The organism is Streptomyces sp. NBC_00273 (genome assembly GCF_036178145.1).
In the GTDB taxonomy this organism is placed as follows: Bacteria; Actinomycetota; Actinomycetes; order Streptomycetales; family Streptomycetaceae; genus Streptomyces.
Genome location: NZ_CP108067.1, coordinates 6,583,080 through 6,607,551 on the forward strand (window position 1 = coordinate 6,583,080; position 24,472 = coordinate 6,607,551).

Here is a 24,472-nt window from a genome sequence, read left to right on the forward strand (position 1 = left end):
GGGACCTGACCCCCGCCCCCGGACCCCTTCCGCACCACGGCGTCAACGCGGCGGTTCGGCCGCCGTCACCTGGCGGTGCGCCAGTTCCGCGAGCCGCGCCTGCCCGTCCTTGCCCGGATGGAACCAGTCCCACCGGCTCAACTGATCCGCCGCGAAGGGGTACTGGAACACGGCGCCGCCGTCGTAGCGGCACAGCGCGTCCTTCGCGCAGACCTCGCGCAGCACCTCGTTGTACTCCACCACCCGCGCCCGCACCTGCTCGCGCCGGGCCGTCGCCCCCGAAGCCGCCGACAGCGGATCGGCGAGCATGGACTGACAGATCCCCAGCTTCCAAATCTGCCGCACCATCGGGAGGTCCTTGCCCTGCTCCCACAGCCGCTGCAGGTCCGGCACGCTGGAGACGTACACCTGGGAGGTGGGGGAGGCGGCCCGCAGGTCCGCGAGGGCCTTCTCGAATCCGGACCGGAACTCCGCCACCGGGGTCATCGACGAAGCCGTGGCCCGGCAGGCGTCGTTCGAGCCCACCATCACCGTGACCAGGTCGGGCTTGTGCGCGGCGGCCCCGGCCAGCTGGGCCGGCAGGTCCGCCATCCGCGAGCCCGTCACCGCATAGTTCCAGCTGCGCTCCGGTGCCGCGGCGTCCCCGAGCAGCCGGGCGGCCAGCGAGCGGACCGCGGGGTCGTTCCCGGTGGCCCAGGAGACCTCCGGGCAGTCGGCCAGCACCGAACAGGCGTCGAAACCACGCGTGATGGAGTCCCCCACGGCCGCGATCGATGCGGGCGCCGTGTTCCAGCGCGGTGCGGCCTGCGCCCCGCGCTCGCCGCCCTGCTCGCCCGACCCGCCCGAGCTGCACCCGGTGGCCGCCCCGGCCAGCAGGAGGAACGCCGCGCCCGCGCCCGCGAGGGTCCGGCGCGCGCGGCGGCGCGGAGCGGTGGTGCGCATGGGAAGGGGCCTCCCTGTCGTCCCCACGTCGTTCGGGGGGTCCTGCTGAGTGAAAGCTCTTTGTTTAAGGGTCTTGGAGCGACCGTACGTCACACCATGACCCCTGACGCACGGTAGCTTTTTCCCGTGGCGTTTCGGCCGCAGGTCTCGTAGCGCAATGTCAAAAAAATTCCGTTACATTACATCACGTCACATACTGTCCGTTTTCTGGAGTTTATTCCCGACCTCGTCCCATACTGGAGGTCCCGGTGACGACACGTGGAGTTCTGTACGTGCATTCCGCACCGCGCGCGCTCTGCCCGCACGTGGAATGGGCTGTTGCGGGCGTGCTCGGGGTGCGGGTGAACCTCGACTGGATCAGACAGCCCGCTTCCCCGGGCACCTGGAGAGCCGAGTTCTCCTGGCAGGCCGAAGCGGGCACCGCCTCGAAACTCGCCTCCGCGCTGCGCGGCTGGCGCCTGCTGCGCTTCGAAGTGACGGCGGAACCGTGCCCGAACGCCGAGGGCGAGCGCTACAGCTCCACCCCGGAGCTCGGCATCTTCCACGCCGTCACCGGTATGCACGGCGACATCCTGATCCCCGAGGACCGGCTGCGCGCCGCCCTGGCCCGGTCCGCGCACGGCGAGACCGACCTGGAGGCGGAGATCGCCAAACTGCTCGGCAAGCCGTGGGACGACGAACTGGAGCCGTTCCGCTACGCGGGCGAGGGCGCCCCGGTCCGCTGGCTCCACCAGGTGGTCTGAGCCCGCGACAGGAACGCAGAAGGCACGTAGAAGGCCCACCCAGGATCCTGGGTGGGCCTTCTACGCGTTGCCGCGGTGGTTGCGGTGTTCGAAACGACGAACACCGCAACCATCAATTGAGCAACCCCCGCGGCGGGCGACCACATCCGCGAGAGCGGCGCCGGCTCAGGCGCACTAAACGGTGCGGAACGCCAGGGTCACGTTGTGGCCGCCGAAGCCGAAGGAGTTGTTGATCGCGGAGATCGGGCCGTCGGCCGGCAGCTTGCGCGGCTCGCCGACGACGATGTCCGCGTCGATGTCCTCGTCGAGGTCGTCGATGTTGATCGTCGGCGGGGCCAGCCGGTGGTACAGCGCCAGCACGGTCGCGACGGTCTCGATACCGCCCGCGCCGCCCAGCAGGTGACCCGTCATCGACTTGGTCGCGGAGATCGCGATGTGGTCGAGGTCGTCGCCCAGCACCTTGCGCAGGGCCTTCAGCTCGGCCGTGTCACCCTGCGGGGTCGACGTGGCGTGCGCGTTCAGGTGGACCAGCTCGGCCGGGTCCAGACCGGTGTTGTCGAGCAGGTTCTGCACCGCGGCCGCGACGCCGCGGCCGGTCGGCTCCGGCTGCGCGATGTGGTGGCTGTCCGCGGACAGACCCTGGCCCAGCACCTCGCAGTAGACCCGGGCGCCGCGCGCAGCGGCGTGCTCGGCGGACTCCAGGACGATGACGCCCGCGCCCTCGCCCAGTACGAAGCCGTCACGGGCCTTGTCGTACGGACGGGAGGCCTGCTCGGGGTTCTCGTTGTTCTTGGACATCGCCATCATGTTGGCGAACGCGGCGATCGGCAGCGGGTGGATCGCCGCCTCGGTGCCGCCGGCGACGACCACGTCGGCACGGCCGGTGCGGATCATCTCGACGGCGTAGCCGATGGCCTCGGCGCCGGACGCGCAGGCGCTGACGGGAGTGTGCACGCCCGCCTGGGCGTTGACCTCGAGGCCGACGTTGGCCGACGGGCCGTTCGGCATGAGCATGGGGACGGTGTGCGGGGAGACCCGGCGCACGCCCTTTTCCTTCAGTACGTCGTACTGGTCGAGCAGGGTGGTGACACCGCCGATGCCGGAGGCGATCACGGTGCCCAGACGCTCGGGCGCGACGAAGGCGCCTTCTTCCGTCTCTTCGCCGGCCGGGGTGGTGTAACCGGCGTCGGCCCACGCTTCGCGGGCCGCGATGATGGCGAACTGCGCCGAGCGGTCCAGCTTGCGGGCCAGCGGCCGGGGCAGGACCTCGTTCGGGTCGACGGCGGCCCGAGCGGCGATGCGTACCGGGAGTTCGGCGAAGCGCTCGCCCTCCAGGGGCTTGACGCCGGAACGGCCGGCAAGCAGACCTTCCCAGGTCGAAGCGCTGTCGCCACCCAGCGGAGTGGTTGCGCCGATACCGGTGACGACCACGGTGCGATTGGTCGGGCTCACAGGAATTCTTTCTCCACGTCTCAGGGGGTGCTGAATTGTCACGGCGCCACCGCCAGGTGGCGACAAACGCTCGTCAGGCTCAGGCCTGGTGCTTCAGGATGTAGTCAGCGGCGTCGCCGACCGTCTTGAGGTTCTTGACGTCCTCGTCCGGGATCTTGACGTCGAAGCGCTCTTCGGCGGCGACGACGACCTCGACCATGGAGAGCGAGTCGACGTCCAGGTCGTCGGTGAAGGACTTCTCGATCGCGACGTCCTCGGTGGGGATGCCGGCGATCTCGTTGACGATCTCCGCGAGACCCTCGACGATCTCTTCCTGCGTGGCGGCCATGTGGCGCTCCTTCTCTAGCTAACTGAGGTGAAACAGGGCGGGATGTGGATCCCAGCCCTAGGGGAGGGTAACGACCGTCGCGGCGTAGACGAGTCCCGCCCCGAAGCCGATGACGAGCGCGGTGTCGCCGCTCTTCGCCGCTCCGGTCGCCAGGAGCCGCTCCATAGCGAGCGGAATCGAGGCGGCCGAGGTGTTGCCGGTGGTCTCCACGTCACGGGCGACCGTGACGTGCTCCGGCAGCTTCAGAGTCTTCACCATCGAATCGATGATCCGCATGTTCGCCTGGTGCGGAATGAAGACGTCCAGGTCGTCCGCGGTGATCCCGGCCGCGTCGAGCGCCTGCTGGGCCACCTTGGCCATCTCGAAGACGGCCCAGCGGAAGACCGCCTGACCCTCCTGGGTGATGGCCGGAAACTTTTCGCCGCCGTCCTTGCCGAGGTACTCGTCCCACGGCACGGTCTGCTTGATCGTCTCGGACTTGTCGCCCTCCGAACCCCACACCGTGGGGCCGATGGCCGGCTCGTCCGAGGGACCGACGACCACGGCGCCGGCGCCGTCACCGAACAGGAAGGCCGTCGCGCGGTCCTCCAGGTCGGTCAGGTCCGAGAGCCGCTCCACGCCGATGACGAGGACGTACTCCGCGGAACCTTCCACCACCAGACCCTTGGCCAGGGTCAGGCCGTAGCCGAATCCGGCACAGCCGGCGGAGATGTCGAAGGCGGCGGGCTTGCCCGCGCCGATCCGGTGCGCGATCTCGGTCGCGACGGCCGGGGTCTGCTTGAAGTGCGAGACCGTCGAGACGATCACGGCACCGATCTGCTCCGGGGCGACACCGGCATCGGCCAGCGCCTTCCCCGAGGCCTCCACCGACATCGCGGAGACGGTCTCCTGGGGCGAGGCCCAGTGCCGGGTCGCGATGCCCGAGCGGGAGCGGATCCACTCGTCGGACGAATCGATGGTCTCGAGGATGACCTCGTTGGGCACCACACGGGTCGGGCGGTAGCCGCCGACACCGAGGATGCGGGCGTAAGGGGAGCCCTTGGCCGGCTTGATCTTGGACATGCTGTGTGGGCTCCTTCTCTCAGACCGTCAGTTCGGCGACGAGCGCCGCGGCCTTGTCGAGATCGTCCGGGGTCTTCAGAGCCACGGTCGGTACGCCCTTGAGCGCGCGCTTGGCCAGACCCGTCAGGGTGCCACCGGGGCAGAGCTCGATGATCCCCGTGACGCCCAGCTCGGCGAACGTCTCCATGCACAGGTCCCAGCGGACCGGGTTGGCGACCTGACCGACCAGGCGGGCGACGACGTCGGCGCCCGTGGCGACGACGAGGCCGTCCTTGTTCGAGACGTACTTCAGCGCCGGGTCCGCCGGGGTGAGGGCCTCGGCGGCCTTCTCCAGCGTGGCGACCGCAGGGGCCATGTGGTGCGTGTGGAACGCGCCCGCGACCTTGAGGGCGACGACCTTCATGGAGCCTTCGGGCTTGTCGGCCTCCAGAGCGGCGATCTGCTCCATCGTGCCGGCGGCCACGATCTGACCCGCGCCGTTGATGTTGGCGGGCGTCAGGCCCAGCTTCTCCAGGTGTGCGACGACCACGTCACGGTCACCGCCGAGGACCGCGGCCATGCCGGTCTCGGTGACGGCGGCGGCCTCGGCCATCCCCAGACCGCGGGTCCGGACGAACGACAGCGCGTCGGCCTCGGACAGCACGCCGGCGTAGGCGGCGGCGGTGATCTCACCGACGCTGTGGCCTGCGACGGCGCCGAAGGCGGCCGGGGAAGCGAGCGCGGACGCGGACAGCAGGCCCGCGGCGACGAGCAGGGGCTGGGCCACGGCCGTGTCGCGGATCGCGTCTGCGTCTGCGTCCGTGCCGTAGTGGGCAAGGTCCAGCTCGATGGCGTCCGACCACGCGGCGACGCGGTCAGCGGCACCGGGAAGTTCGAGCCAGGGAGTCAAGAAGCCGGGCGTCTGAGCGCCTTGGCCGGGAGCGACGAGTACGAGCACCCTCACACTCTCTCTTGTGGATGGTCCCTGCCGCCCGTGGGGACAGGGACCAAGAACGGTCGGGGTAATTGTCGATGTTCGACAAAAGTCTAGGACTGGGCGTCGCCGTCAGCCAGACGCCCGAGAATCAGGGCGATTCGCAGAGTGAACGCCGAGCGGACATCAGAAGGAGACCATCCGGTGACGTCGGTCACACGTCGTAGCCGGTAGCGCACCGTGTTGGGGTGCACGAACAGCATCCGCGCCGCCCCTTCCAGGCTGCTCGCCTGCTCCAGGTAGACGCTCAGGGTCTCCAGCAGTGCGGACCCCGCCTCCTCCAGTGGTCTGTAGATCTCCTCCACCAGCTGATCCCTGGCGGCGGGATCGGAGGCGATGGCGCGTTCCGGCAGGAGATCGTCCGCCAGGACCGGCCGAGGGGCATCCTGCCAGGCCGTGCACGCTTTCAGCCCGGCCGCCGCGGCCTGCGCCGACTTCGTTGCGTTCAGCAGGTCGGACACCACCGGTCCGGCGACCACCGGACCCGCCGCGAACGGTCCGATCAACGACTTGGCCACCTGGATCGGGTTGTCGCTACCACCCGCGATGACGACCAGCCGGTCCCCGAGCACACCGGTGAGGACCTGGAGCTTGTGGTGACGGGCCGCGCGCCGGATCGCCTCGACCGTCAGCTCGCTGTCGCCCTCCGGCGCGGTGCCGAGCACCACGCACACGTGCTCCGGGGAGTTCCAGCCCAGCGCCGCCGCCCGGGACAGCGCACCCTCGTCCGCCTCGCCGGACAGCACCGCGTTGACGACCAGGGACTCCAGCCGGGCGTCCCAGGCCCCGCGCGCCTCGGCGGCCTGCGCGTACACCTGGGCGGTCGCGAAGGCGATCTCCCGGGCGTACACCAGCAGCGCCTCGCGCAGGATCGACTCGTCGCCCGGGGCCGCGACCTCCTCGATCGCGGCCTCCATGACCTCGATCGTCGTGCGGACCATCTCGACGGTCTGGCGCAGGGTGATCGCCCGGGTCAGCTCGCGCGGAGCCGTCCCGAAGACATCGGTGGAGATGGCCTGCGGGGTCTCCGGGTGCCTGAACCACTCCGTGAACGCGGCGATGCCGGCCTGGGCGACCAGGCCGATCCAGGACCGGTTCTCGGGCGGCATGGCCCGGTACCACGGCAGGGTCTCGTCCATGCGCGCGATCGCGTTGGCGGCCAGCCGACCCGCGGACTTCTCCAGTCGGCGGAGCGTCGCGGTGTGCGGATGGGCGGGCACGGGATGCGCGGCATGTGGGGCGGGCGAATGCTCACGTTCGGGTTGGGGCACGTGACAAGACTGCCTTATCGGGACGGGTGCGCGGAGTCCGGTCCCGCCCGTGGCCCGCGCCCCGGCCGGCGGCGGGGTCTACCGTGGCGTCCATGATTGATGTTCGCCCAGGCGCCGACCGGTACGAGGGCGGGGACCCGGCCACCGGGATCACCACCCGGCACGCCTTCTCCTTCGGCACCTTCTACGACCCGGACAATCTGCGCTTCGGCCCGGTGCTCGCCTGCAACGAGGAGACCCTCGCGCCGGGCGCCGGCTTCGACGAGCACCCGCACAGCCACACCGAGATCGTGACCTGGGTGATCGAGGGCGAACTCACCCACCACGACAGCACCGGCGAGAAGAGCGTGGTGCGCCCCGGCGACGTACAGCGGCTCAGCGCCGGATCCGGGGCGCGGCACGTGGAGCGCAACGACGGCACCGGGCGACTGCGGTTCGTGCAGACGTGGCTCGCGCCCCTCACCGCGGGCGGCGAGCCCTCGTACGGGGTCGTCCGGGGGATCGCCGACGCCGCGCCCTACGAGGTCCCCGCGGCCGGCGCGGTGCTGCACGTCCGGCGGCCCGGCGCGGGCGAGCGCGTCGCCGTACCCGCGGCGGACCGGGTGTACCTGCACGTGGTGCGCGGGGACCTGCGCCTGGACGGGGCGGAGCTGGGCCCCGGGGACTCGGTGCGGATCACCGCCGAGCGGGACCTGGAAGTCGTTGCGGGCTCCCCGGGGGAGCTGCTGATCTGGGAGTTCCCCGACCCGGCCTGATCGACGAGGCAGCCCTAGCGGGAGCGGAGCTCGGCCAGCACCGCGTCGGTGAACGGGGTCCAGGCCTCGGCCGCCCACGGGCCGAAGGGGCGGTCGGTCAGGGCCACGCACGCGGCACGTGCGTCCGGGTCCACCCACAGGAAGGTACCGGCCTGACCGAAGTGCCCGAAGGTGCGCGGCGAGGAGGAAGCGCCCGTCCAGTGCGGGGACTTGTGGTCGCGGATCTCCAGGCCGAGGCCCCAGTCGTTGGGGGACTGGTGCCCGTAGCCCGGCAGGACGCCCTTGAGCCCGGGGTGGACGACGGAGGTGGCCTCGGCGACCGTACGGACGTCCAGCAGCCGCGGCGCCTGCAGCTCGGCGGCGAACCGCAGCAGGTCGGTGACGGTCGAGACGCCGTCCTTGGCGGGCGAGCCCTCCAGGGTGGTCCGCTCCATGCCCAGCGGCTCGAAGACCGCCTGGTGCAGGTACTCCGCGAAGGGGATGCCGGTGGCCTTGGCGATGTGGTCGCCGAGCTCCTCGAAACCGGCGTTCGAGTACAGCCGGCGCTGCCCGGGCGGGGCCGACACCCGGTGCTCGTCGAAGGCCAGGCCGCTGGTGTGCGCGAGCAGGTGACGGACCGTCGACCCCTCGGGCCCGGCCGGCTCGTCCAGCTCGATCGCCCCCTCCTCGTACGCGACGAGGGCGGCGTACGCGGCGAGCGGCTTGGTGACCGAGGCCAGGGCGAACCGGTGGTCGACGGGCCCGTGGGAGCCCGCCAGGCTCCCGTCGGCCCGTACGACGGCCGCCGCGGCGGTCGGCACCGGCCAGGTCTCGATGATCCGCAGGCTTTCCATGCCGTTCCCGTCCTCCACGCTGTCCATGCCGCCGAGCCTACTTGCTTGGAGTGCACTCAAGGGTTTTAGCGTGGAGCCATGAGCCAGAGCCTGACGCAGACGCGGTACACGATCAGCGAGGTCGAGGCCCGGACCGGTCTGACCCAGCACACCCTGCGCTGGTACGAGCGGATCGGCCTGATGCCGCACGTGGACCGCTCCCACTCGGGCCAGCGGCGCTTCACCGACAAGGACCTCGACTGGCTGGCCTTCGTGGGCAAGCTGCGCGCCACGGGGATGTCGGTGGCGGACATGGTGCGGTACGCCGAACTGGTCCGCGAGGGCGAGCACACGGTGGGGGAACGCCGGGAGCTGCTGGAACGCACGCGCCGCGAGGTGCGCTCGCGGATCACGGAACTCACGGACGCGCTCGCCGTACTGGACTACAAGATCGATATGTACGCCATGAAAACGGTATCGGGGAAGGCACAGCAATGACGGAGCACGGAACCACCCTCGAACAGGTCGAGCTCGGCAAGGGCGGCCCGCTGGTCGGCGTCCAGGGGCTCGGTTGCATGGGCATGAGCGAGTTCTACGGGGACACCGACGAGGCGGCGGCCCGGGAGACCCTGGACGCGGCGCTGGCCGCCGGGGTCACCCTCTTCGACACCGCGGACGTCTACGGGCGGGGGCGCAACGAGGAGTTCCTGGCGCCCTTCGTGGCCGCGCACCGGGACGAGATCACGCTGGCGACGAAGTTCGCCATGGAGCGCACCGACGACCCGCACTACCGGGGCGTCCGCAACGACCGCGCCTACGTCCGCGCGGCCGTGGAGGCCAGCCTGCGCCGGCTCGGCGTGGACGTCATCGACCTGTACTACATGCACCGGCGCGACCCGGCCGTGCCGTTCGCCGAGTCGGTCGGCGCCATGGCGGAGCTGGTCCGCGAGGGCAAGGTGCGCCACCTCGGCCTCAGCGAGGTCACCGGCGCGGAGCTGCGGGAGGCGCACGCCGTGCACCCGATCGCGGCGCTCCAGTCGGAGTGGTCGCTGTTCAGCCGGGACGTGGAGCGCAGCGCGGTGGGCGCGGCCGCGGAACTGGGCGTGGCCGTCGCGGCGTACTCCCCGCTCGGCCGGGGCTTCTTGACGGGGTCCTTCGCGGACGCGTCCGCGGAGCTGTCGCAGGGCGACTTCCGCCGCTACCAGCCGCGTTTCAACGGCGACAACGCGAAGGCCAACGCGGCGCTGCTGGTCCCGGTCCGGGAGATCGCCGCGCAGCGCGGTGCGACCCCGGCGCAGATCGCCCTGGCCTGGGTGCAGCAGCGGGCGCAGGTGCACGGGCTGACCGTGGTCCCGATCCCGGGCACCCGCAAGCCGGGACGGCTGCGCGAGAACACCGGGGCGACCCGGATCACCCTCACGCAGGCCGAACTGGACCTGCTGGAGCCGATCGCCGCGCAGGTCGCCGGGGACCGCTACCCGGACATGAGCTCCACCTCGGCGGCGCGGGAGGTCTGAGCCGCCGAGCCCCGCTCGGGGGCCCCGCTCAGAGCGACTCGGCGGCGAACCGGTCCCGCAGCGCCGCGTACTCCGCGTCCGTGAGCAGCCCCGCCGCGTGCAGCTCGCTCAGGTGGCGCAGCCGGTCGTCGCCGGAGCGGGCCCGCGGCACGGAGGCGACCGGGGTGCGGGCGCGCAGGGCGGCCAGGACGGCCGCGGCGAACGGCAGCGACTCGTGCACCGCCCCGTAGCCCGTGCCGAAGACGGCCGCCGCCAGGTCGTGGTCGGGGCGGGGGTCGCCGGTGGTGTCCCGCAGCAGCAGTCGCAGGTGCCCGCCGGGGCCCTCCGGGGAGCACCACTCGACGCCGGTGAGCGCGGCTAGCGGGAAGCGCTGGTCGCCCGCCTTCCACTTGGTGCTGGAGGCGCCCGTACGGGACCACTGGAAGGTGATCGCCGAGCCGTCGAAGCCCACCCGGGCGTCGTACGCCTTCAGCTGCAGCGGCGGCTGCGGCACGTCGACGAGGAAGCGCTCGGACGGCTCGTCGGCGTCCGGCCCGAGCCGGGACCGCAGCGCGTCGGCGAACGCGACGGCGGCCGGCGCCCGGTCGCCCGGCAGCACCAGCCGGTACGGGTCGCAGGCTTCCTTGAGCTGTCCGGCGGCGGCCTCCATCAGCGGATCCGCGCCCGGCCGCGGGACGACACGCAAGATCACCGTGTCCCGCTTGCCGCCGGTCACGGTCACTGTCACGGCGGACACCGCTTCGAGGGGGATCCGGCGCGAGCCCAGGGCATGCCAGAGTCGTGGCAGCCTCGGCGTTCTGATCCCCCGTGCGAAGCGGATGAGCACCGAGTCCGATTCGAACTCCCAGACGGCATGATTTCCGGCCAGTACGTCACCCATGTGGCACATCGTAAACGGCGGCGCCCCCGCGCGTCCCCCCGGTTGCGGGGACCGGTTTCCGCGCCTCTACGCGCGTCAGTCCTGCTCTGTCCCGGAAATCCCGCGTCGGCACGCGTCGTTCCCGGTCGCGCAGACAACGGAAGCGAACGCGCCGGTTCCGATCTTGGCGAAGTTGTCCATCGAGTCCGTACCTGGCGCGAAATAGCCGGTGTGGCTCTTGGCCCGGGCCGAGGACAGCAGCCGCGCGCCGAACGCCGGAGAGACCGGATCGGCGCCGTGACCGAGGCCACCGACCTCCAGGTGCGGTACGTCCGCGATCCAGTCGCCCTCGTCGCGCGTCGCCCAGACCCGCGCCGAGGTGTGCAGCCCGGCGACGTTCTCCGTGCGCATCCCGGGGCTGCCCGCCACCACCACGTCGGTCACCCGGCGCGGCAGCTCGTGCGCCGCGACCCCGCAGACCACCGATCCGTAGCTGTGGCAGAACAGCGCCACGCTCGCGTCCCCGGGCAGGGCCGCGGTCAGGGACTTGAGCAGGGCGGCGCCGTCGACGGCCATGCGGCCCGTGGCGGCGTCCACGCCGATGCCGGTGGGAGCGGTGTAGCCGGCCCAGGCGATGACCGCCGTCCGGCCGTCCGGATCGGCCGCCCGCTGGGCCTGGTACAAGGACTCGGCCATGCCGACCGGGGAGGTCAGGCGGCGCTGGGTGCGCTCGAAGGTGAGCACGTCGGTGTCGACGCCGGGGACGATCACCGAGACCCGCTCGGCCCCGGCGAGGTCACCGAAGACCTCGGCCACGCGGCCGTTGCCGGTCGGGTCGAAGGCGAAGATCTGCCGGTTCGGCTGGGCGAGCGAGGCGAAGCGGTGGGAGCGCCGGGTGGCCGTGGACCGGTCGGCCGGGGTCAGCGCGACGTCGCGGCTGCGGGCCTCCTCGACCCGGCGGGCCTGCTCCAGGCCCTGCAGGTTGGCCCGGTACCGGGTGGCCGCGGGCGTCCCGTCGAGGTTGCCCACGACGAGCGGGTAGCCGTCGGCGAGCCGGGCGCGCTGGGCACCGTCGAGGCCGGCGAAGAAACGGGCCACCGTTCGCGCCGGGGCGTCCGCCGCGGGCACCGGGCGGCCGTCGATCCGCGCCTTGGACCAGGCGCCGAGGGCGGCGACCCGCAGCGGGGAGACCTCCTCCGGCCGGTGCACGGCCGTCCAGCCGGTGGTCGCCAGCATGATGAAGACCACCGCCAGCGCGAGCAGGGCGCGCAGGGCAGCAGGGCGCGGGTCGGCGCCGAGAGCGGTGGGGTGGGCAAAGCCGGGCACGTTCACTGTGACCAGCCTATGAGACGTCTTACGCCACAGGCGTGCCGGGTGACAGGACTCACGGCCGACCGTGGGACCCCGTGAGGCCCGGGCGGAGGACCCGCCGGCGCGTCGGCGGACCCGACGGAGCGGGCCGCCGGGCTACGCGGACCCGCGCCAACTGGAGGTCAGCGCCGGGCCGATCCGATCGAGGTAGCTCTCCGTCAGCACTCGGATCGATTCCACACTGGTGTCCTCGCCCCGCCCCCAGAGCCGCCCCGTGACGCGCATCACGCCGCAGAACGCCGCGACGGCGACCCGTGGCCTCGGATCGGCGTCCACGTCCAGCCCCTCGCGGGCGCCGATCAGTCGGGAGATCCTCTCCTCCAGTTCCGTGGAGCGCCGCAAGTGCACCGCGAGCAGGGCCGGGGTGGACTCGATCAGCCGGTAACTGCGCATGTAGAGATCGACCGGGACCACCTCGGACAGGGCCACCTCCACGCTGTCCCAGGCGGCGAGCGCCGCTCCCCGCAGGGCCTCGAACGGTCCCTCGGCGGCCGGCCGGGCGTGCAGTTCGGCGACGAACCGCGACTCGACCAGCTCCTGGAGGGCGAAGACGACCTCCTCCTTGTTGGCGAAGTAGCGGAAGAAGGTGCGCTGGGACACGTTCACGGCGTCGGTGATCTCGTCGACGGTGGTGCGCTCGTACCCCTGGGACAGGAACAGCACGAGGGCGGCGCGCAGCAGCGCGTTCCGCGTGCGCCGTTTCTTGCGTTCGCGCAGTCCGGTCACCGGCGCGGCCGTCGGCGACCGCTCGTCGGTCAGCACCGCGGGGCTCCCTTCTGACGCCGAGTGGGCGGTCAGCGTACCGGTGACCGACGGGGTCGCGACTGCTGCGTTAAGCCGTTTGCGACGTGCCGTCCGAGGTCCTCCGCCGGCCGGTATGAGCGCCCGCGCACGACACGTTCGGGTGCGGGTCCGGCCGGCTCCACACCTCGGCCAGGGCGGTTGTGGGCCCGGCCCCGCGACTCCCGGAAGCGTCAACTCCGTACGTACGAAGGCCATGCCGACGGGTTCCGCCGGGGCTGTCGCCTATCCGGGTGGACCCGCCCCGGGCCTCTTCCGCCCGCCCGTCGCCGCAGGTCAGCGTGGTGTCGGCGGAGCTTTCGGAAACGGTCCGGGTGCCCGCCGTCCACAAGGAGTTGACCCGTCATGCGTACGTGTCGAAGCAATCGCGCCACCATCACGACCACCCTCGCCGCGACCGTCCTGGCCCTCACCGCCCTCCTCCCGAGTACGGCGACCACGGCGCACGCCGCGGGCCCGCCCACCCTCGGGGCCTGCGCGACCGGGCAGCTGTGCCTGTGGGCTAAACCGGAGTTCAAGGGAGCGCGGCAGACGCACGAGCTCAGCAACCTGGACGTCAACAGCTGCACCGCGCTGCCGGCCGGGACCAGCGCCCAGTCGCTCACCAACCGCACCGGGCGCCCGGTGACCACCTACCAGTCGGCCGAGTGCGCGGAGACGGGCGAGTTCCAGACCTATCCGGGTGACGGGGTCTGGCTGCCCCAGTCGCCCTACCAGGTGCGGGCGTTCAAGGTGTGGGAGAGGTAGCTTCCCGCTGCGCCGGGGCGTTCGGCGGGTCGGCCGCGGCCACCTCGGCCGTCGTGCCGCCCAGCCGGGCGACCTCGCCGCGCAGCGCCCGTACCTCGTCCTGCAGCTCCCGGATGGCCGCCAGCTGGAGCATGTCCGCCCGGTCGTCGCGTTCGAAGCGGGAGATGAACCACGCGGCGATGTTGGCGGTCACCACACCGAGCAGGGCGATCCCGGACAGCATCAGACCGACGGCCAGGACCCGGCCGAGGCCGGTGGTCGGCGAATGGTCCCCGTAGCCGACCGTCGTCATCGTGGTGAAGGACCACCACACGGCGTCGCCCAGGTTCTTGATGTTCCCGTCGGGGGCGTCCCGCTCCACGCTGAGCACCGCCAGCGAGCCGAACATCAGCAGCCCCACGACGGCACCGGCCACGTACGTCGTCAGCTGGATCTGCGGGGCCATCCGGGCCCGCCGGCCCACCAGCATCAAGGTGGCGACCAGCCGCAGCAGGCGCAGCGGCTGCACGAGCGGCAGCACCACGGCGGCCAGGTCCAGCCAGTGGGTCCGGACGAAGTGCTTGCGGTCCGCCGCGAGGGCCAGGCGGACCAGGTAGTCGACGGCGAAGGCGCCCCACACCACCCATTCGACGTGCGTGCAGGCCCGGTGCACCTCCGCGCGCGCGTCGGGGGCGACGATGGGCACGGCGTACGCCACGGCGAACGCCACGGCGAGCAGGAGCAGCGGGGTCTGGCTCCGCCGCTCCCACACCAGCTGGCGGGAGGGTTCCTTCATGCCGAGCATCGTAAGGAATCCATAAAGGTGGGCGGGCCCCGGCCGGAGCCGGGACCCGCCCACCACGCCTACCGCGCAGCGACTACGCGTCGCCGCCCGCCGCGCCCGGGTCCGCCGCCGTCACGTCCAGCAGCTGGTACCGGTCGACCGCCTGCTTCAGCACCGAGCGGTCGACCTTCCCCGCCCGGGCGAGCTCGGTGAGCGTCGCCAGGACCACCGACTGGGCGTCGATGTGGAAGAAGCGCCGCGCGGCACCACGGGTGTCCGCGAAGCCGAAGCCGTCCGCGCCCAGCGAGGTGTACGCGCCCGGCACCCACCGCGAGATCTGGTCCGGAACCGCCCGCATCCAGTCCGAGACCGCCACGAACGGCCCCTCCGCACCCGACAGCTTCCGCGTCACGTACGGGACGCGCTGCTCCTCCTCCGGGTGGAGCAGGTTGTGCTCCTCGACCTCGACCGCCTCGCGCCGCAGCTCGTTCCAGGAGGTCGCCGACCAGACGTCCGCCCGGACGCCCCAGTCGGCCGCCAGGATCCGCTGCGCCTCCAGCGCCCACGGCACCGCCACGCCCGAGGCCATCAGCTGCGCCCCGATCGTGCCCTCGGTGCCCTGCGACACCCGGTGGATGCCGCCCAGGATGCCGTCCACGTCGACGTCCGCCGGCTCGGCCGGGTGCTGGATCGGCTCGTTGTAGACGGTCAGGTAGTAGAAGACGTCCTCCGCCTCCGGGCCGTACATCCGCCGCAGACCGTCCTTGACGATGTGCGCGATCTCGTAGCCGTAGGCCGGGTCGTACGCCACGCAGCCCGGGTTCGTCGAGGCCAGCAGCTGCGAATGGCCGTCGGCGTGCTGGAGGCCCTCACCCGTGAGGGTGGTCCGTCCGGCGGTCGCACCGAGCACGAAACCGCGTGCGAGCTGGTCGGCCATCTGCCAGAACTGGTCACCCGTGCGCTGGAACCCGAACATCGAGTAGAAGACGTAGACCGGGATCAGCGGCTCGCCGTGCGTCGCGTACGCCGAACCCGCGGCGATCAGCGAGGCCGTGCAGCCCGCTTCCGAGATGCCGTCGTGCAGCATCTGGCCCGTCGGGGACTCCTTGTACGCGAGCAGCAGGTCGCGGTCGACCGCTTCGTACTGCTGGCCCAGCGGGTTGTAGATCTTGGCGCTCGGGAAGAAGGCGTCCATGCCGAAGGTGCGGTACTCGTCGGGCGCGATCAGCACGAAGCGCTTGCCGATCTCCTTGTCCCGCATCAGGTCCTTCAGGATGCGCACGAAGGCCATGGTCGTGGCGATCGACTGCTGCCCGGAGCCCTTCTTGGCGGCCGCGTACGTCTTGTCGTCCGGCAGCTGCAGCGGCTTCGCGCGCACCACGCGGGTCGGCACGTACCCGCCCAGCGCGCTGCGCTGGTCGTGCATGTACTGGATCTCGGGGGACTTCGGGCCCGGGTGGTAGTACGGCGGGGCCCCGCCCTCCAGCTGCGCGTCCGTGATCGGGATGTGCAGACGGTCGCGGAAGCGCTTGAGGTCGTCGACCGTCAGCTTCTTCATCTGGTGCGTCGCGTTGCGGCCCTCGAAGTTCGGGCCGAGCGTCCAGCCCTTGACCGTCTGGGCCAAGATCACCGTCGGCTGGCCCTTGTGGGCCTTGGCCGCCGCGTACGCCGCGTAGACCTTCTTGTGGTCGTGACCGCCGCGGCCCAGGTGCTGGATCTGCTGGTCGGACATGTTCTCGACCATCGAGCGCAGCCGCTGGTCGCCGCCGAAGAAGTGCTCGCGGATGTACGCGCCCGACTCGGTGGCGTACGTCTGGAACTGCCCGTCGGGGGTGGAGTTCATCTTGTTGACGAGGATGCCGTCGCGGTCCTGGGCCAGCAGCGGGTCCCACGAGCGGTCCCAGATCAGCTTGATGACGTTCCAGCCGGCGCCCCGGAAGATCGACTCCAACTCCTGGATGATCTTGCCGTTGCCGCGCACCGGGCCGTCGAGGCGCTGCAGGTTGCAGTTGACGACGAAGGTCAGGTTGTCCAGACCCTCGCGCGCCGCGATCGACAGCTGGCCCAGCGACTCCGGCTCGTCCATCTCGCCGTCGCCGAGATACGCCCAAACGTGGGACTTGGAGGTGTCGGCGATACCGCGCGCCTCCATGTACCGGTTCATCCGCGCCTGGTAGATCGCACCGAGCGGACCGAGGCCCATCGAGACGGTCGGGAACTCCCAGAAGTCCGGCATCAGCCGCGGGTGCGGGTAGCTCGAAAGGCCGTACGGGGCCTTCGACTTCTCCTGGCGGAACGAGTCGAGCTGCTGCTCGGTGAGTCGGTCCAGGAGGTAGGCGCGGGCGTAGATACCGGGGGAGGCGTGCCCCTGGAAGAAGATCTGGTCGCCGCCGTCGCCCTCGTCCTTGCCCCGGAAGAAGTGGTTGAAGCCCACGTCGTAGAGGGAGGCGGAGGAGGCGAACGTGGCGATGTGGCCGCCGACGCCGATCCCGGGACGCTGGGCGCGCGAGACCATGACGGCCGCGTTCCACCGGGTGGCGTTGAGGACCTTGCGCTCGATCTCCTCGTTGCCGGGGAAGAACGGCTCGTCCCGGGTGGCGATCGTGTTGACGTAGTCCGTGCTGCGCATCTCCGGCACGGCCACGCGCTTCTCGCGGGCCCGCTCGATCAGCCGCAGCATCAGGTAGCGGGCGCGTTCACGGCCCCGCTCGTCGACTGCGGCGTCGAGCGAGTCGAGCCACTCCTGGGTCTCCTCCGGATCGAAGTCCGGGACCTGACTCGGGAGGCCGCCAATGATGATCGGATTGCGATCGGGTGCGGAAGCCACGCTGTTCCTTCGCTGTCGGGGGGAGTCGTGCCTTGGGGGTTCGCCGCCTCCCATGCTCTTACGCCGGGCCGAAATCTTCATCTTTACCACCGGGTAATCCCTGGAAACCGCAGGGAACCCGGTGGAACCGGTGGGGGAAGGGTCGGCGGGGATCCGTAGCGAGTCGGGTCAAACCGCAACCTTGCATCCAAGTCGGGCGCTCGCTTCGTACGACCGTTCGTCCCTCAAACAGGTAGGAAAGTCCTCAAGCGTCGACGATGATGCCGAATGAGCTGGAATGGTGTGGGATGAATCACGAGAGGTGCACACGGGAAGGCTGAAAGTTGCGGCGAGACGGCCGCAATCGTCACCGTTTCGACGGTCTCGACGGCCGGGTACTTGCGCGATCCGCCGCGCCCGTGTGGACTACGCCCAATGCTGCGCGTACGCGCGCCGCCGAAGACATTCACCGAACATGAGCAGGAGGCACCCCGTGAGCGCGACCGCGGACCACGCGGAGAGCCTGGCCGCCCGGCTGGGTTTCCAGTCCGAACAGGTGGTCCAGGAGATCGGCTACGACGAAGACGTCGATCAGGAATTCCGTGACGCCGTCGAGAAGCTCGTCAGCGAGCTCGCCGACGAGGACTACGACGACGTCGCGGACGCGGTGCTGTTGTGGTTCCGCGACGAGGACGGCGACCTGACGGACGCCCTGGTCGACGCGACCGAGCTGGTCGAGGACGGCGCACTGATCCTGCTGCTGACCCCCAAGACGGGCCGTGACGGCTACGTCGAGGCCAGTGACATCAGCGAGGCCGCCGAGACGGCCGGCCTCTCCCTGGCCAAGGGCCTGCCCGTCGGCAAGGAGTGGACGTCCACCAAGCTGGTGACGCCGAAGGCGGCCAAGGCCAAGCGCTGAGCCGCAACCGCAGCCGAGCGGACACGCAACCGCACCCCGCCGACCAGGTGACCCCGGTCGGCGGGGTGCGTGCGTTCCGTGCCCGTGCCGCGATCAGGACCTAGTCTGTGACTCACCCGAACAGCCCAACGCGGGGATGCGGGAACGAAGGGATGCGAGAAATGGCGATCGAGGTCGGCGACAAGGCCCCGGACTTCGAGCTCAAGGACAACCACGGCCGGGCCGTTCGGCTCTCCGACTTCCGGGGCGAGAAGGCAGTGGTGCTGCTCTTCTACCCGTTCGCCTTCACCGGCGTCTGCACCGGCGAGCTGTGCGAGCTGCGCGACCAGCTCCCGCGCTTCCAGAACGACGACGTGCAGCTCCTCGCCGTCTCCAACGACTCCGTGCCCACCCTGCGGGTCTTCGGCGAGCAGGAGGGCCTGGAGTACCCGCTGCTGTCGGACTTCTGGCCGCACGGGCAGACCTCGCGCGCCTACGGCGTCTTCGACGAGGACAAGGGATGCGCGGTCCGCGGCACCTTCATCATCGACACGGACGGCATCGTGCGCTGGACTGTCGTCAACGGACTGCCCGACGCGCGTGACCTGAACGAGTACATCAAGGCGCTCGACAGTCTCTGAGCGCACGCGAGCGGGCCGTACACGCATTTTCCCTGCGAAAACCGCTTACAGGCGGGAACCCGTCACTAGGATCGAAACGTTGATCCGGTAGCTCCCCCGGTCACGACCGGGAGGGCCCCCTGCACGACGGGGCACCGCCCCACACACAGAACCCAATGGAGGACCCGTGGGAGTCAGCCTCAGCAAGGGCGGCAACGTCTCGCTGACCAAGGCCGCGCCTAACCTGACGGCGGTCATCGTCGGTCTGGGCTGGGATGCTCGCACCACCACCGGTGTCGACTTCGACCTCGACGCCAGCGCGATCCTGACCAGCGACCAGGGCAAGGTCACCAGCGACGCGAACTTCGTCTTCTTCAACAACCTCAAGAGCCCCGACGGCTCGGTGGAGCACACCGGTGACAACACCACCGGTGAGGGCGAGGGCGACGACGAGGCGATCAAGGTCAACCTGGCCGGCGTCCCGGCCGACGTCGCCAAGATCGTCTTCCCGGTCTCGATCTACGAGGCCGAGAGCCGTCAGCAGAGCTTCGGCCAGGTCCGCAACGCGTACATCCGCGTGGTGAACCAGGCCGACAACACCGAGCTCGCGCGTTACGACCTCTCCGAGGACGCCTCGACCGAGACCGCCATGGTCTTCGGCGAGCTGTACCGCAACGGTGCGGAGTGGAAGTTCCGCGCCATCGGCCAGGGCTACGCATCGGGCCTGCGCGGCATCGCGCAGGACTTCGGCGTCAACGTCTGAGCCCGAGAGCAGTTCGTCCGTCCGGCGCCGTGCACTGTGTGTACGGCGCCGGACCGGCTTTACCTGCGGACACCACCGCAGGCGGCACACCGCACCACCGGCTACACCGCACCGCCCGCACCACCGGCTACACCGCACCGCCCGCTGCACCGGCACATCGCCATACCGCCATACCGCCACACCGTCGTCCGGGGAGGACCACAACATGGGCGTCACACTCGCCAAGGGGGGCAATGTCTCACTCTCCAAGGCCGCACCGAACCTCACCAGGGTTCTGATCGGTCTCGGATGGGACGCGCGCTCGACCACGGGAGCCGACTTCGACCTCGACGCCAGCGCGCTGCTGTGCAACAGCGGCCGGGTGCTGGGGGACGAGTACTTCGTCTTCTACAACAACCTGAAGAGCCCCGACGGCTCCGTCGAACACACCGGGGACAACCTCACCGGCGAGGGTGAAGGCGACGACGAGTCGATCATCATCGACCTGACCAAGGTGCCGGCGGCCGTGGACAAGATCGTCTTCCCGGTCTCGATCCACGACGCGGACTCCCGCCGGCAGAGCTTCGGCCAGGTCAGCAACGCCTTCATCCGTGTCGTGAACCAGGCTGACGGACAGGAACTGGCCCGCTACGACCTGTCCGAGGACGCGTCCAGCGAAACCGCGATGATCTTCGGCGAGGTCTACCGGTACGGGGGTGAATGGAAGTTCCGTGCGGTGGGGCAGGGGTACGCGTCGGGGCTCCGAGGCATCGCTCTAGACTTCGGGGTCAACGTTTCGTAAAGCCGTACAAGACGATGGGGTGCCAGTGGTTCTGAAAACCTTCGGCTGGTCGTTCGCAATCACTGCGCTCGGTCTAGTCGCAGCGGTGTTCTACGGGGGGTGGCAGGCCTTCGGTATCGTCGCGATCCTGTCGGTCCTCGAGATCTCGCTGTCCTTCGACAACGCGGTGGTCAACGCCGGAATCCTGAAGAAGATGAATGCCTTCTGGCAGAAGATCTTCCTCACCGTCGGCGTCCTCATCGCGGTCTTCGGCATGCGCCTGGTCTTCCCCGTTGTGATCGTCGCGATCAGCGCCAAGATCGGCCCCATCGAGGCCGTCGACCTCGCCCTCTCCGACAAGGAGATGTACGAGCAGCTGGTGACGGACGCCCACCCGTCCATCGCCGCCTTCGGCGGCATGTTCCTGCTGATGATCTTCCTCGACTTCATCTTCGAGGACCGTGACATCAAGTGGCTCGCGTGGCTGGAGCGCCCGCTCGCCAAGCTCGGCAAGATCGACATGCTGTCCGCCTGCATCGCGCTGATCGTCCTGGTCATCGCCTCGATGACGGTCGGGGCCAATGCCCACCAGCACGGTGGCGTCCACGTGGACAAGGCGCAGACCGTCCTGATCTCCGGCGTCCTCGGCCTGATCACCTACATGATCGTCGGCGGTCTCTCCGGTTACTTCGAGAACAAGCTGGAGGAAGAGGAGGAAGCCGAGCACGAGGCCGAGGAAGAGGCCAAGCGGAGCGGCAAGCCCGTCTCGGCCGTCGCCATGGCCGGCAAGGCCGCCTTCTTCATGTTCCTCTACCTCGAAGTGCTCGACGCCTCCTTCTCCTTCGACGGGGTCATCGGCGCCTTCGCCATCACCAACGACATCGTGCTGATGGCCCTCGGCCTCGGCATCGGTGCCATGTACGTGCGTTCGCTGACGGTCTACCTGGTCCGCCAGGGCACCCTCGACGACTACGTCTACCTGGAGCACGGCGCGCACTACGCCATCGGCGCGCTCGCCGTGATCCTGCTCGTCACCATCCAGTACGAGATCAACGAGATCATCACCGGTCTCGTCGGCGTGCTGCTCATCGGATGGTCCTTCTGGTCCTCGGTGCGCCGCAACAAGCGCCTGGAACTGGAGGGTTCCACCGCCGAGGCATGACGGCGGCGGTAATGCGGAACGCTCCATTGCGGGGCGGTCCACCAGGTCCACGGACCCGGCGGGCCGCCCCGCTTCCGTAGGCTCAGGCCGATCAGGGGATCAGGGGACCAGGGGGTAGGGGATGGGCTTCTTCGACGGCATCATGGGCAGCCGGGCCGTGCAGTTCCAGTCGGGCAGTGCCTCGTCGAACGCGATCGAGCTGACCAAACGACATTCGACGGTGTCGCTCACCAAACAGGGGGCCGTCCACGGCAATCTGCGCGTGAACCTGTCCTGGCGCATGCGGACCTCGGACATCGGCGGCCGCTCCGGCCAGAGCGGCCAGCTGTTCCGGCATCCGTTCAAGCTGTTCAAGCCGGACATGGTGCAGGCGCACACCCAGGGCATGGTCAATGTCGACCTCGACATGGGCTGCCTGTACGAGTTGACGGACGGCACCCGCGGGGCCGTGCAGCCGCTGGGGAACCTGCTGGGCGACCTCAACGATCCGCCGTACGTCAAGCTCAGCGGGGACGACCGGTTCGGCTCGGCGTCGGGGGAGACCCTCTACGTCAACCTCGACCACGCCGACGAGATCAAGCGCCTGCTGGTCTTCGTCTACATCTACGACCAGACGCCGGCCTTTGACCGGACGCACGCCATGGTGACCCTCTACCCCGTCACGGGGCCGCGGATCGAGATCCCGCTGGACGAGCGGCACCCGCAGGCCCGGTCCTGCGCGGTCGTCTCCCTGGAGAAGGTCAAGGGCGAGCTCGTGGTGCGGCGCGAGGTGAAGTTCGTCTACGGGTTCCAGGCCGAGCTGGACCGGCTGTACGGCTGGGGGCTCCAGTGGGGGCGGGGCTACAAGAGCGCCAAGAACTGACCGGGGCCCCGGGACGGGTGACCGTCCTCGGGGCCCTCGGCGGCGTCGGCCGTCAGCTGCGTCAGCGGCGGATGAACTGCGGGCCCTGCACCGGCAGCCGGAACGACGGATCGCCGCCCGGACCCGGCACCGGGGCCGGGGAGACCGGCTGCGGGTACCCGTAGGCGGGCTGGACGGGCGGCGGGGCCTGCGTGGGCGGGGCCATCATCGCCGTCTGCTCGGAGGCGGGCCCGGAGGCAGGGCCGGCCGCGGGAGCCGCTTCGGACGCGGCCGCGTTCTCGTCGACCGAGATCCCGTGGTCGGTCGCGAGCCCCACCAGTCCGTCCGAGTAGCCCTCGCCGAGCGCCCGGAACTTCCACCCCTCGCCCCGCCGGTACAGCTCCCCGCAGATCAGCGCCGTCTCGGCGCCGGTCTCGGGCCGTACGTCGAAGTAGGCCAGCGGTTCGGAGCCGCCGGTCGCGGTGGCGTCGTAGAGGAGGATCCGCAGGTCGCTGACCCGGCGGAACGGGACGTCCTCGGCGGAGGCGACCACCAGGATCCGGTCCACCGTGGGCGTCACCGTGCGCAGGTCCGCCTGCACGGCATCGGTGATCGCGTCACCGATCTGCTTCTTGCCGAGTCGCCAGACGGCGCCCGAGGGGTGCCGGGGCTGGTTGTAGAAGACGAAGTCCTCGTCCGAACGCACCCGGCCGTCCGGGCCGACGAGCAGTGCCGAGGCGTCCACGTCCGGCACCTCGGGGCCGGCGGTCCAGCGCAGCACCGCCCGGACCGCCACGGGGGTCACCGGGATGTTCGAGCCCTTCTGCATCGCGTGCGTCATGCACGTCATCCTGCCCTCCCGGGGTGGACAGGGACAATGCGGCCCCCCGTAGGGCCTTGTCTCGAACGCGAGACCTGGGCATGGTGCAAGAGGGTTACCTGAACTTCATGTGCTTGAGGAACTCTTGACTCACGTTCGTACGTACTATTACCGGCCATGCCAGTTGGGCCGCCGAGGCAGTACGGGGGATAGCACATGCGTCACTTTGGGCACATATCGCCCACCGTCCGTAAGGACCTCTTCCACCAGGAACCGGCGGAATTCACCGGAGCCTCGCCCGCCCGCGTCCTCGCGGCGGCGCTGGGAGCCACGCTCTACAGCCCGGCCACCCGGCCCACGCTCGCGGCCGACATCCGCAAGCAGGCCGGCCGCGGGGTCGTCTCGATGGTCCTCTGCCTGGAGGATTCCATCAGCGACGGCGATGTCGCCGGAGCCGAGGAGAACCTCATCCGGCACTTCTGCGAGCTCGACGTCGACGGCGCGGAGCTCCCGCTGCTCTTCATCCGCGTCCGCACGCCCGAGCAGATACCCGACCTGGTGCGCCGGCTGGGCGGCTCCGTGCGGCGACTGGCCGGATTCGTACTCCCGAAGTTCGACGAGAACCGCGGGGTCGCCTTCCTCGAGGCCGTCGCCGACGCGGAGGCGGTCAGCGGACTGCCCCGCCTGTACGCCATGCCGGTCCTGGAGACCCCGGGCCTCCTCCACCTCGAAACCCGCGTCGAGGCCCTCGCCGGCATCTCCCGCACGGTCAACAGCCACCGCGAGCGCGTCCTGGCGCTGCGGCTGGGCGTGACCGACTTCTGCTCGGCCTACGGCCTGCGGCGCACGCCCGACATGACCGCCTACGACGTCCAGATCGTGGCGGGCGTCATCGCGGACGTCGTCAACGTCCTCAGTCGGGCCGACGGCACCGGCTTCACGGTGACCGGGCCCGTCTGGGAGTACTTCCGCAGCCAGCAGCGCCTCTTCAAGCCCCAGCTGCGCCGCAGCCCCTTCCTGGAGGAGGGCGTGGAGGAACTGCGCACCGCCCTGATCGAGCACGACCTGGACGGACTGCTGCGCGAGATCGAGCTGGACCGGGCCAACGGGCTGCTCGGCAAGACCTGCATCCACCCCGCCCACGTCACGCCCGTGCACGCGCTGTCAGTGGTCTCGCACGAGGAGTTCTGCGATGCGCAGGACATCCTGCGGCCCGAGCGTGGCGGCGGCGGCGTGATGCGTTCCGCCTACACGAACAAGATGAACGAGGTGAAGCCCCACCGGGCCTGGGCCGAGCGCACCATGCTGCGTGCCGAGGTCTTCGGGGTGGCGAAGGAGGAGGTCGGCTTCGTCGACCTGCTCACGGCCGGGCTCCAGGTGTGAACGCGCCCGCGCGGACGCAGGCC

25 protein-coding genes are annotated in these 24,472 nt (G+C 70.3%); 12 read left to right on the forward strand and 13 right to left on the reverse strand.

Going from position 1 to position 24,472, the window contains the following annotated elements:
- Nucleotides 1-42: 42 nt before the first annotated feature.
- A complete protein-coding gene (locus OG386_RS29195; protein ID WP_328790573.1) occupies nucleotides 43-942 on the reverse strand; it encodes an SGNH/GDSL hydrolase family protein in 900 nt (299 codons plus the stop codon).
- A gap of 248 nt (nucleotides 943-1,190) precedes the next feature.
- Between OG386_RS29195 and OG386_RS29200 the strand changes: the two genes are divergently transcribed.
- Complete coding sequence (locus OG386_RS29200) at nucleotides 1,191-1,685, forward strand: DUF3145 domain-containing protein (RefSeq protein ID WP_328790574.1); 495 nt, start codon at nucleotides 1,191-1,193, stop codon at nucleotides 1,683-1,685.
- Between the two features lie 174 nt (nucleotides 1,686-1,859).
- Here the strand turns inward: OG386_RS29200 and OG386_RS29205 are convergent, their stop codons facing one another.
- From OG386_RS29205 to OG386_RS29225, 5 genes are all read right to left on the reverse strand, one after another.
- Nucleotides 1,860-3,137: a beta-ketoacyl-[acyl-carrier-protein] synthase family protein gene (locus tag OG386_RS29205; protein ID WP_327385630.1), complete on the reverse strand. Its 1,278-nt coding sequence runs from the start codon at nucleotides 3,135-3,137 to the stop codon at nucleotides 1,860-1,862.
- A gap of 79 nt (nucleotides 3,138-3,216) precedes the next feature.
- Nucleotides 3,217-3,465: an acyl carrier protein gene (locus OG386_RS29210; protein ID WP_030009997.1), complete on the reverse strand. Its 249-nt coding sequence runs from the start codon at nucleotides 3,463-3,465 to the stop codon at nucleotides 3,217-3,219.
- A gap of 57 nt (nucleotides 3,466-3,522) precedes the next feature.
- The gene (locus OG386_RS29215; protein ID WP_030009996.1) at nucleotides 3,523-4,527 is read right to left on the reverse strand and encodes a ketoacyl-ACP synthase III; all 1,005 of its coding nucleotides are present in this window, start codon (nucleotides 4,525-4,527) and stop codon (nucleotides 3,523-3,525) included.
- 19 nt (nucleotides 4,528-4,546) lie between these two features.
- Nucleotides 4,547-5,470 carry an ACP S-malonyltransferase gene (locus OG386_RS29220; protein ID WP_328790575.1) on the reverse strand — a complete coding sequence of 308 codons (924 nt, stop codon included), beginning with the start codon at nucleotides 5,468-5,470 and terminating at the stop codon, nucleotides 4,547-4,549.
- Nucleotides 5,471-5,553: 83 nt separating this feature from the next.
- Entirely contained in the window at nucleotides 5,554-6,771 is a 1,218-nt protein-coding gene (locus OG386_RS29225; protein ID WP_328790576.1) for a PucR family transcriptional regulator, read from the reverse strand.
- A 92-nt stretch (nucleotides 6,772-6,863) separates the two neighbouring features.
- On the opposite strand from OG386_RS29225, the gene OG386_RS29230 reads away from it, so the two are divergent.
- On the forward strand, nucleotides 6,864-7,526 hold the full coding sequence (locus OG386_RS29230) for a pirin family protein (RefSeq protein WP_328790577.1): 663 nt from the start codon (nucleotides 6,864-6,866) through the stop codon (nucleotides 7,524-7,526).
- A gap of 14 nt (nucleotides 7,527-7,540) precedes the next feature.
- On the opposite strand, the gene OG386_RS29235 is transcribed toward OG386_RS29230, so the two are convergent.
- Nucleotides 7,541-8,359: a serine hydrolase domain-containing protein gene (locus OG386_RS29235; RefSeq protein ID WP_328793397.1), complete on the reverse strand. Its 819-nt coding sequence runs from the start codon at nucleotides 8,357-8,359 to the stop codon at nucleotides 7,541-7,543.
- Nucleotides 8,360-8,437: 78 nt separating this feature from the next.
- Here OG386_RS29235 and OG386_RS29240 point away from each other — a divergent pair, with 78 nt between their 5' ends.
- Both OG386_RS29240 and OG386_RS29245 read left to right on the forward strand, forming a co-directional pair.
- Nucleotides 8,438-8,836: a MerR family transcriptional regulator gene (locus OG386_RS29240; RefSeq protein WP_202201697.1), complete on the forward strand. Its 399-nt coding sequence runs from the start codon at nucleotides 8,438-8,440 to the stop codon at nucleotides 8,834-8,836.
- Nucleotides 8,833-9,855: an aldo/keto reductase gene (locus tag OG386_RS29245; protein WP_328790578.1), complete on the forward strand. Its 1,023-nt coding sequence runs from the start codon at nucleotides 8,833-8,835 to the stop codon at nucleotides 9,853-9,855. The genes OG386_RS29240 and OG386_RS29245 overlap by 4 nt, the downstream gene beginning before the upstream one ends.
- A gap of 28 nt (nucleotides 9,856-9,883) precedes the next feature.
- Here OG386_RS29245 and OG386_RS29250 read toward each other — a convergent pair whose 3' ends face one another.
- From OG386_RS29250 to OG386_RS29260, 3 genes are all read right to left on the reverse strand, one after another.
- The gene (locus OG386_RS29250) at nucleotides 9,884-10,744 is read right to left on the reverse strand and encodes a DUF4429 domain-containing protein (RefSeq protein ID WP_328790579.1); all 861 of its coding nucleotides are present in this window, start codon (nucleotides 10,742-10,744) and stop codon (nucleotides 9,884-9,886) included.
- 66 nt (nucleotides 10,745-10,810) lie between these two features.
- Entirely contained in the window at nucleotides 10,811-11,962 is a 1,152-nt protein-coding gene (locus OG386_RS29255) for an alpha/beta hydrolase (RefSeq protein WP_405790707.1), read from the reverse strand.
- A gap of 219 nt (nucleotides 11,963-12,181) precedes the next feature.
- A complete protein-coding gene (locus tag OG386_RS29260) occupies nucleotides 12,182-12,847 on the reverse strand; it encodes a TetR/AcrR family transcriptional regulator (protein ID WP_405787112.1) in 666 nt (221 codons plus the stop codon).
- Nucleotides 12,848-13,231: 384 nt separating this feature from the next.
- Here OG386_RS29260 and OG386_RS29265 point away from each other — a divergent pair, with 384 nt between their 5' ends.
- Nucleotides 13,232-13,633 carry a peptidase inhibitor family I36 protein gene (locus OG386_RS29265; RefSeq protein WP_327385638.1) on the forward strand — a complete coding sequence of 134 codons (402 nt, stop codon included), beginning with the start codon at nucleotides 13,232-13,234 and terminating at the stop codon, nucleotides 13,631-13,633.
- On the opposite strand, the gene OG386_RS29270 is transcribed toward OG386_RS29265, so the two are convergent.
- Together OG386_RS29270 and aceE are read right to left on the reverse strand one after the other, a co-directional pair.
- Nucleotides 13,614-14,408, reverse strand: coding sequence for a potassium channel family protein (locus OG386_RS29270; RefSeq protein WP_327385639.1), 795 nt, complete (start codon nucleotides 14,406-14,408; stop codon nucleotides 13,614-13,616). The two genes, OG386_RS29265 and OG386_RS29270, sit on opposite strands and share 20 nt — an antisense overlap.
- Nucleotides 14,409-14,490: 82 nt before the next feature.
- A complete protein-coding gene (gene aceE / locus OG386_RS29275; protein ID WP_266596793.1) occupies nucleotides 14,491-17,223 on the reverse strand; it encodes a pyruvate dehydrogenase (acetyl-transferring), homodimeric type in 2,733 nt (910 codons plus the stop codon).
- Nucleotides 17,224-17,695: 472 nt separating this feature from the next.
- Here aceE and OG386_RS29280 point away from each other — a divergent pair, with 472 nt between their 5' ends.
- The 6 genes from OG386_RS29280 (at nucleotide 17,696) to OG386_RS29305 (ending at nucleotide 22,267) form a co-directional block, all read left to right on the forward strand.
- Nucleotides 17,696-18,121 carry a DUF3052 domain-containing protein gene (locus OG386_RS29280; protein ID WP_189736701.1) on the forward strand — a complete coding sequence of 142 codons (426 nt, stop codon included), beginning with the start codon at nucleotides 17,696-17,698 and terminating at the stop codon, nucleotides 18,119-18,121.
- A gap of 161 nt (nucleotides 18,122-18,282) precedes the next feature.
- A complete protein-coding gene (locus OG386_RS29285; RefSeq protein WP_328790580.1) occupies nucleotides 18,283-18,741 on the forward strand; it encodes a peroxiredoxin in 459 nt (152 codons plus the stop codon).
- A 166-nt stretch (nucleotides 18,742-18,907) separates the two neighbouring features.
- Complete coding sequence (locus tag OG386_RS29290) at nucleotides 18,908-19,483, forward strand: TerD family protein (protein WP_030009302.1); 576 nt, start codon at nucleotides 18,908-18,910, stop codon at nucleotides 19,481-19,483.
- Nucleotides 19,484-19,688: 205 nt separating this feature from the next.
- The gene (locus OG386_RS29295; RefSeq protein ID WP_030715379.1) at nucleotides 19,689-20,264 is read left to right on the forward strand and encodes a TerD family protein; all 576 of its coding nucleotides are present in this window, start codon (nucleotides 19,689-19,691) and stop codon (nucleotides 20,262-20,264) included.
- A gap of 25 nt (nucleotides 20,265-20,289) precedes the next feature.
- Nucleotides 20,290-21,405, forward strand: coding sequence for a DUF475 domain-containing protein (locus OG386_RS29300; RefSeq protein WP_328790581.1), 1,116 nt, complete (start codon nucleotides 20,290-20,292; stop codon nucleotides 21,403-21,405).
- A gap of 121 nt (nucleotides 21,406-21,526) precedes the next feature.
- Nucleotides 21,527-22,267: a TerD family protein gene (locus OG386_RS29305; RefSeq protein WP_030009305.1), complete on the forward strand. Its 741-nt coding sequence runs from the start codon at nucleotides 21,527-21,529 to the stop codon at nucleotides 22,265-22,267.
- 61 nt (nucleotides 22,268-22,328) lie between these two features.
- Here OG386_RS29305 and OG386_RS29310 read toward each other — a convergent pair whose 3' ends face one another.
- The gene (locus tag OG386_RS29310; protein WP_328790582.1) at nucleotides 22,329-23,087 is read right to left on the reverse strand and encodes a TerD family protein; all 759 of its coding nucleotides are present in this window, start codon (nucleotides 23,085-23,087) and stop codon (nucleotides 22,329-22,331) included.
- Between the two features lie 195 nt (nucleotides 23,088-23,282).
- Between OG386_RS29310 and OG386_RS29315 the strand changes: the two genes are divergently transcribed.
- Entirely contained in the window at nucleotides 23,283-24,449 is a 1,167-nt protein-coding gene (locus OG386_RS29315; protein ID WP_328790583.1) for an HpcH/HpaI aldolase/citrate lyase family protein, read from the forward strand.
- Nucleotides 24,450-24,472 lie beyond the last annotated feature (23 nt).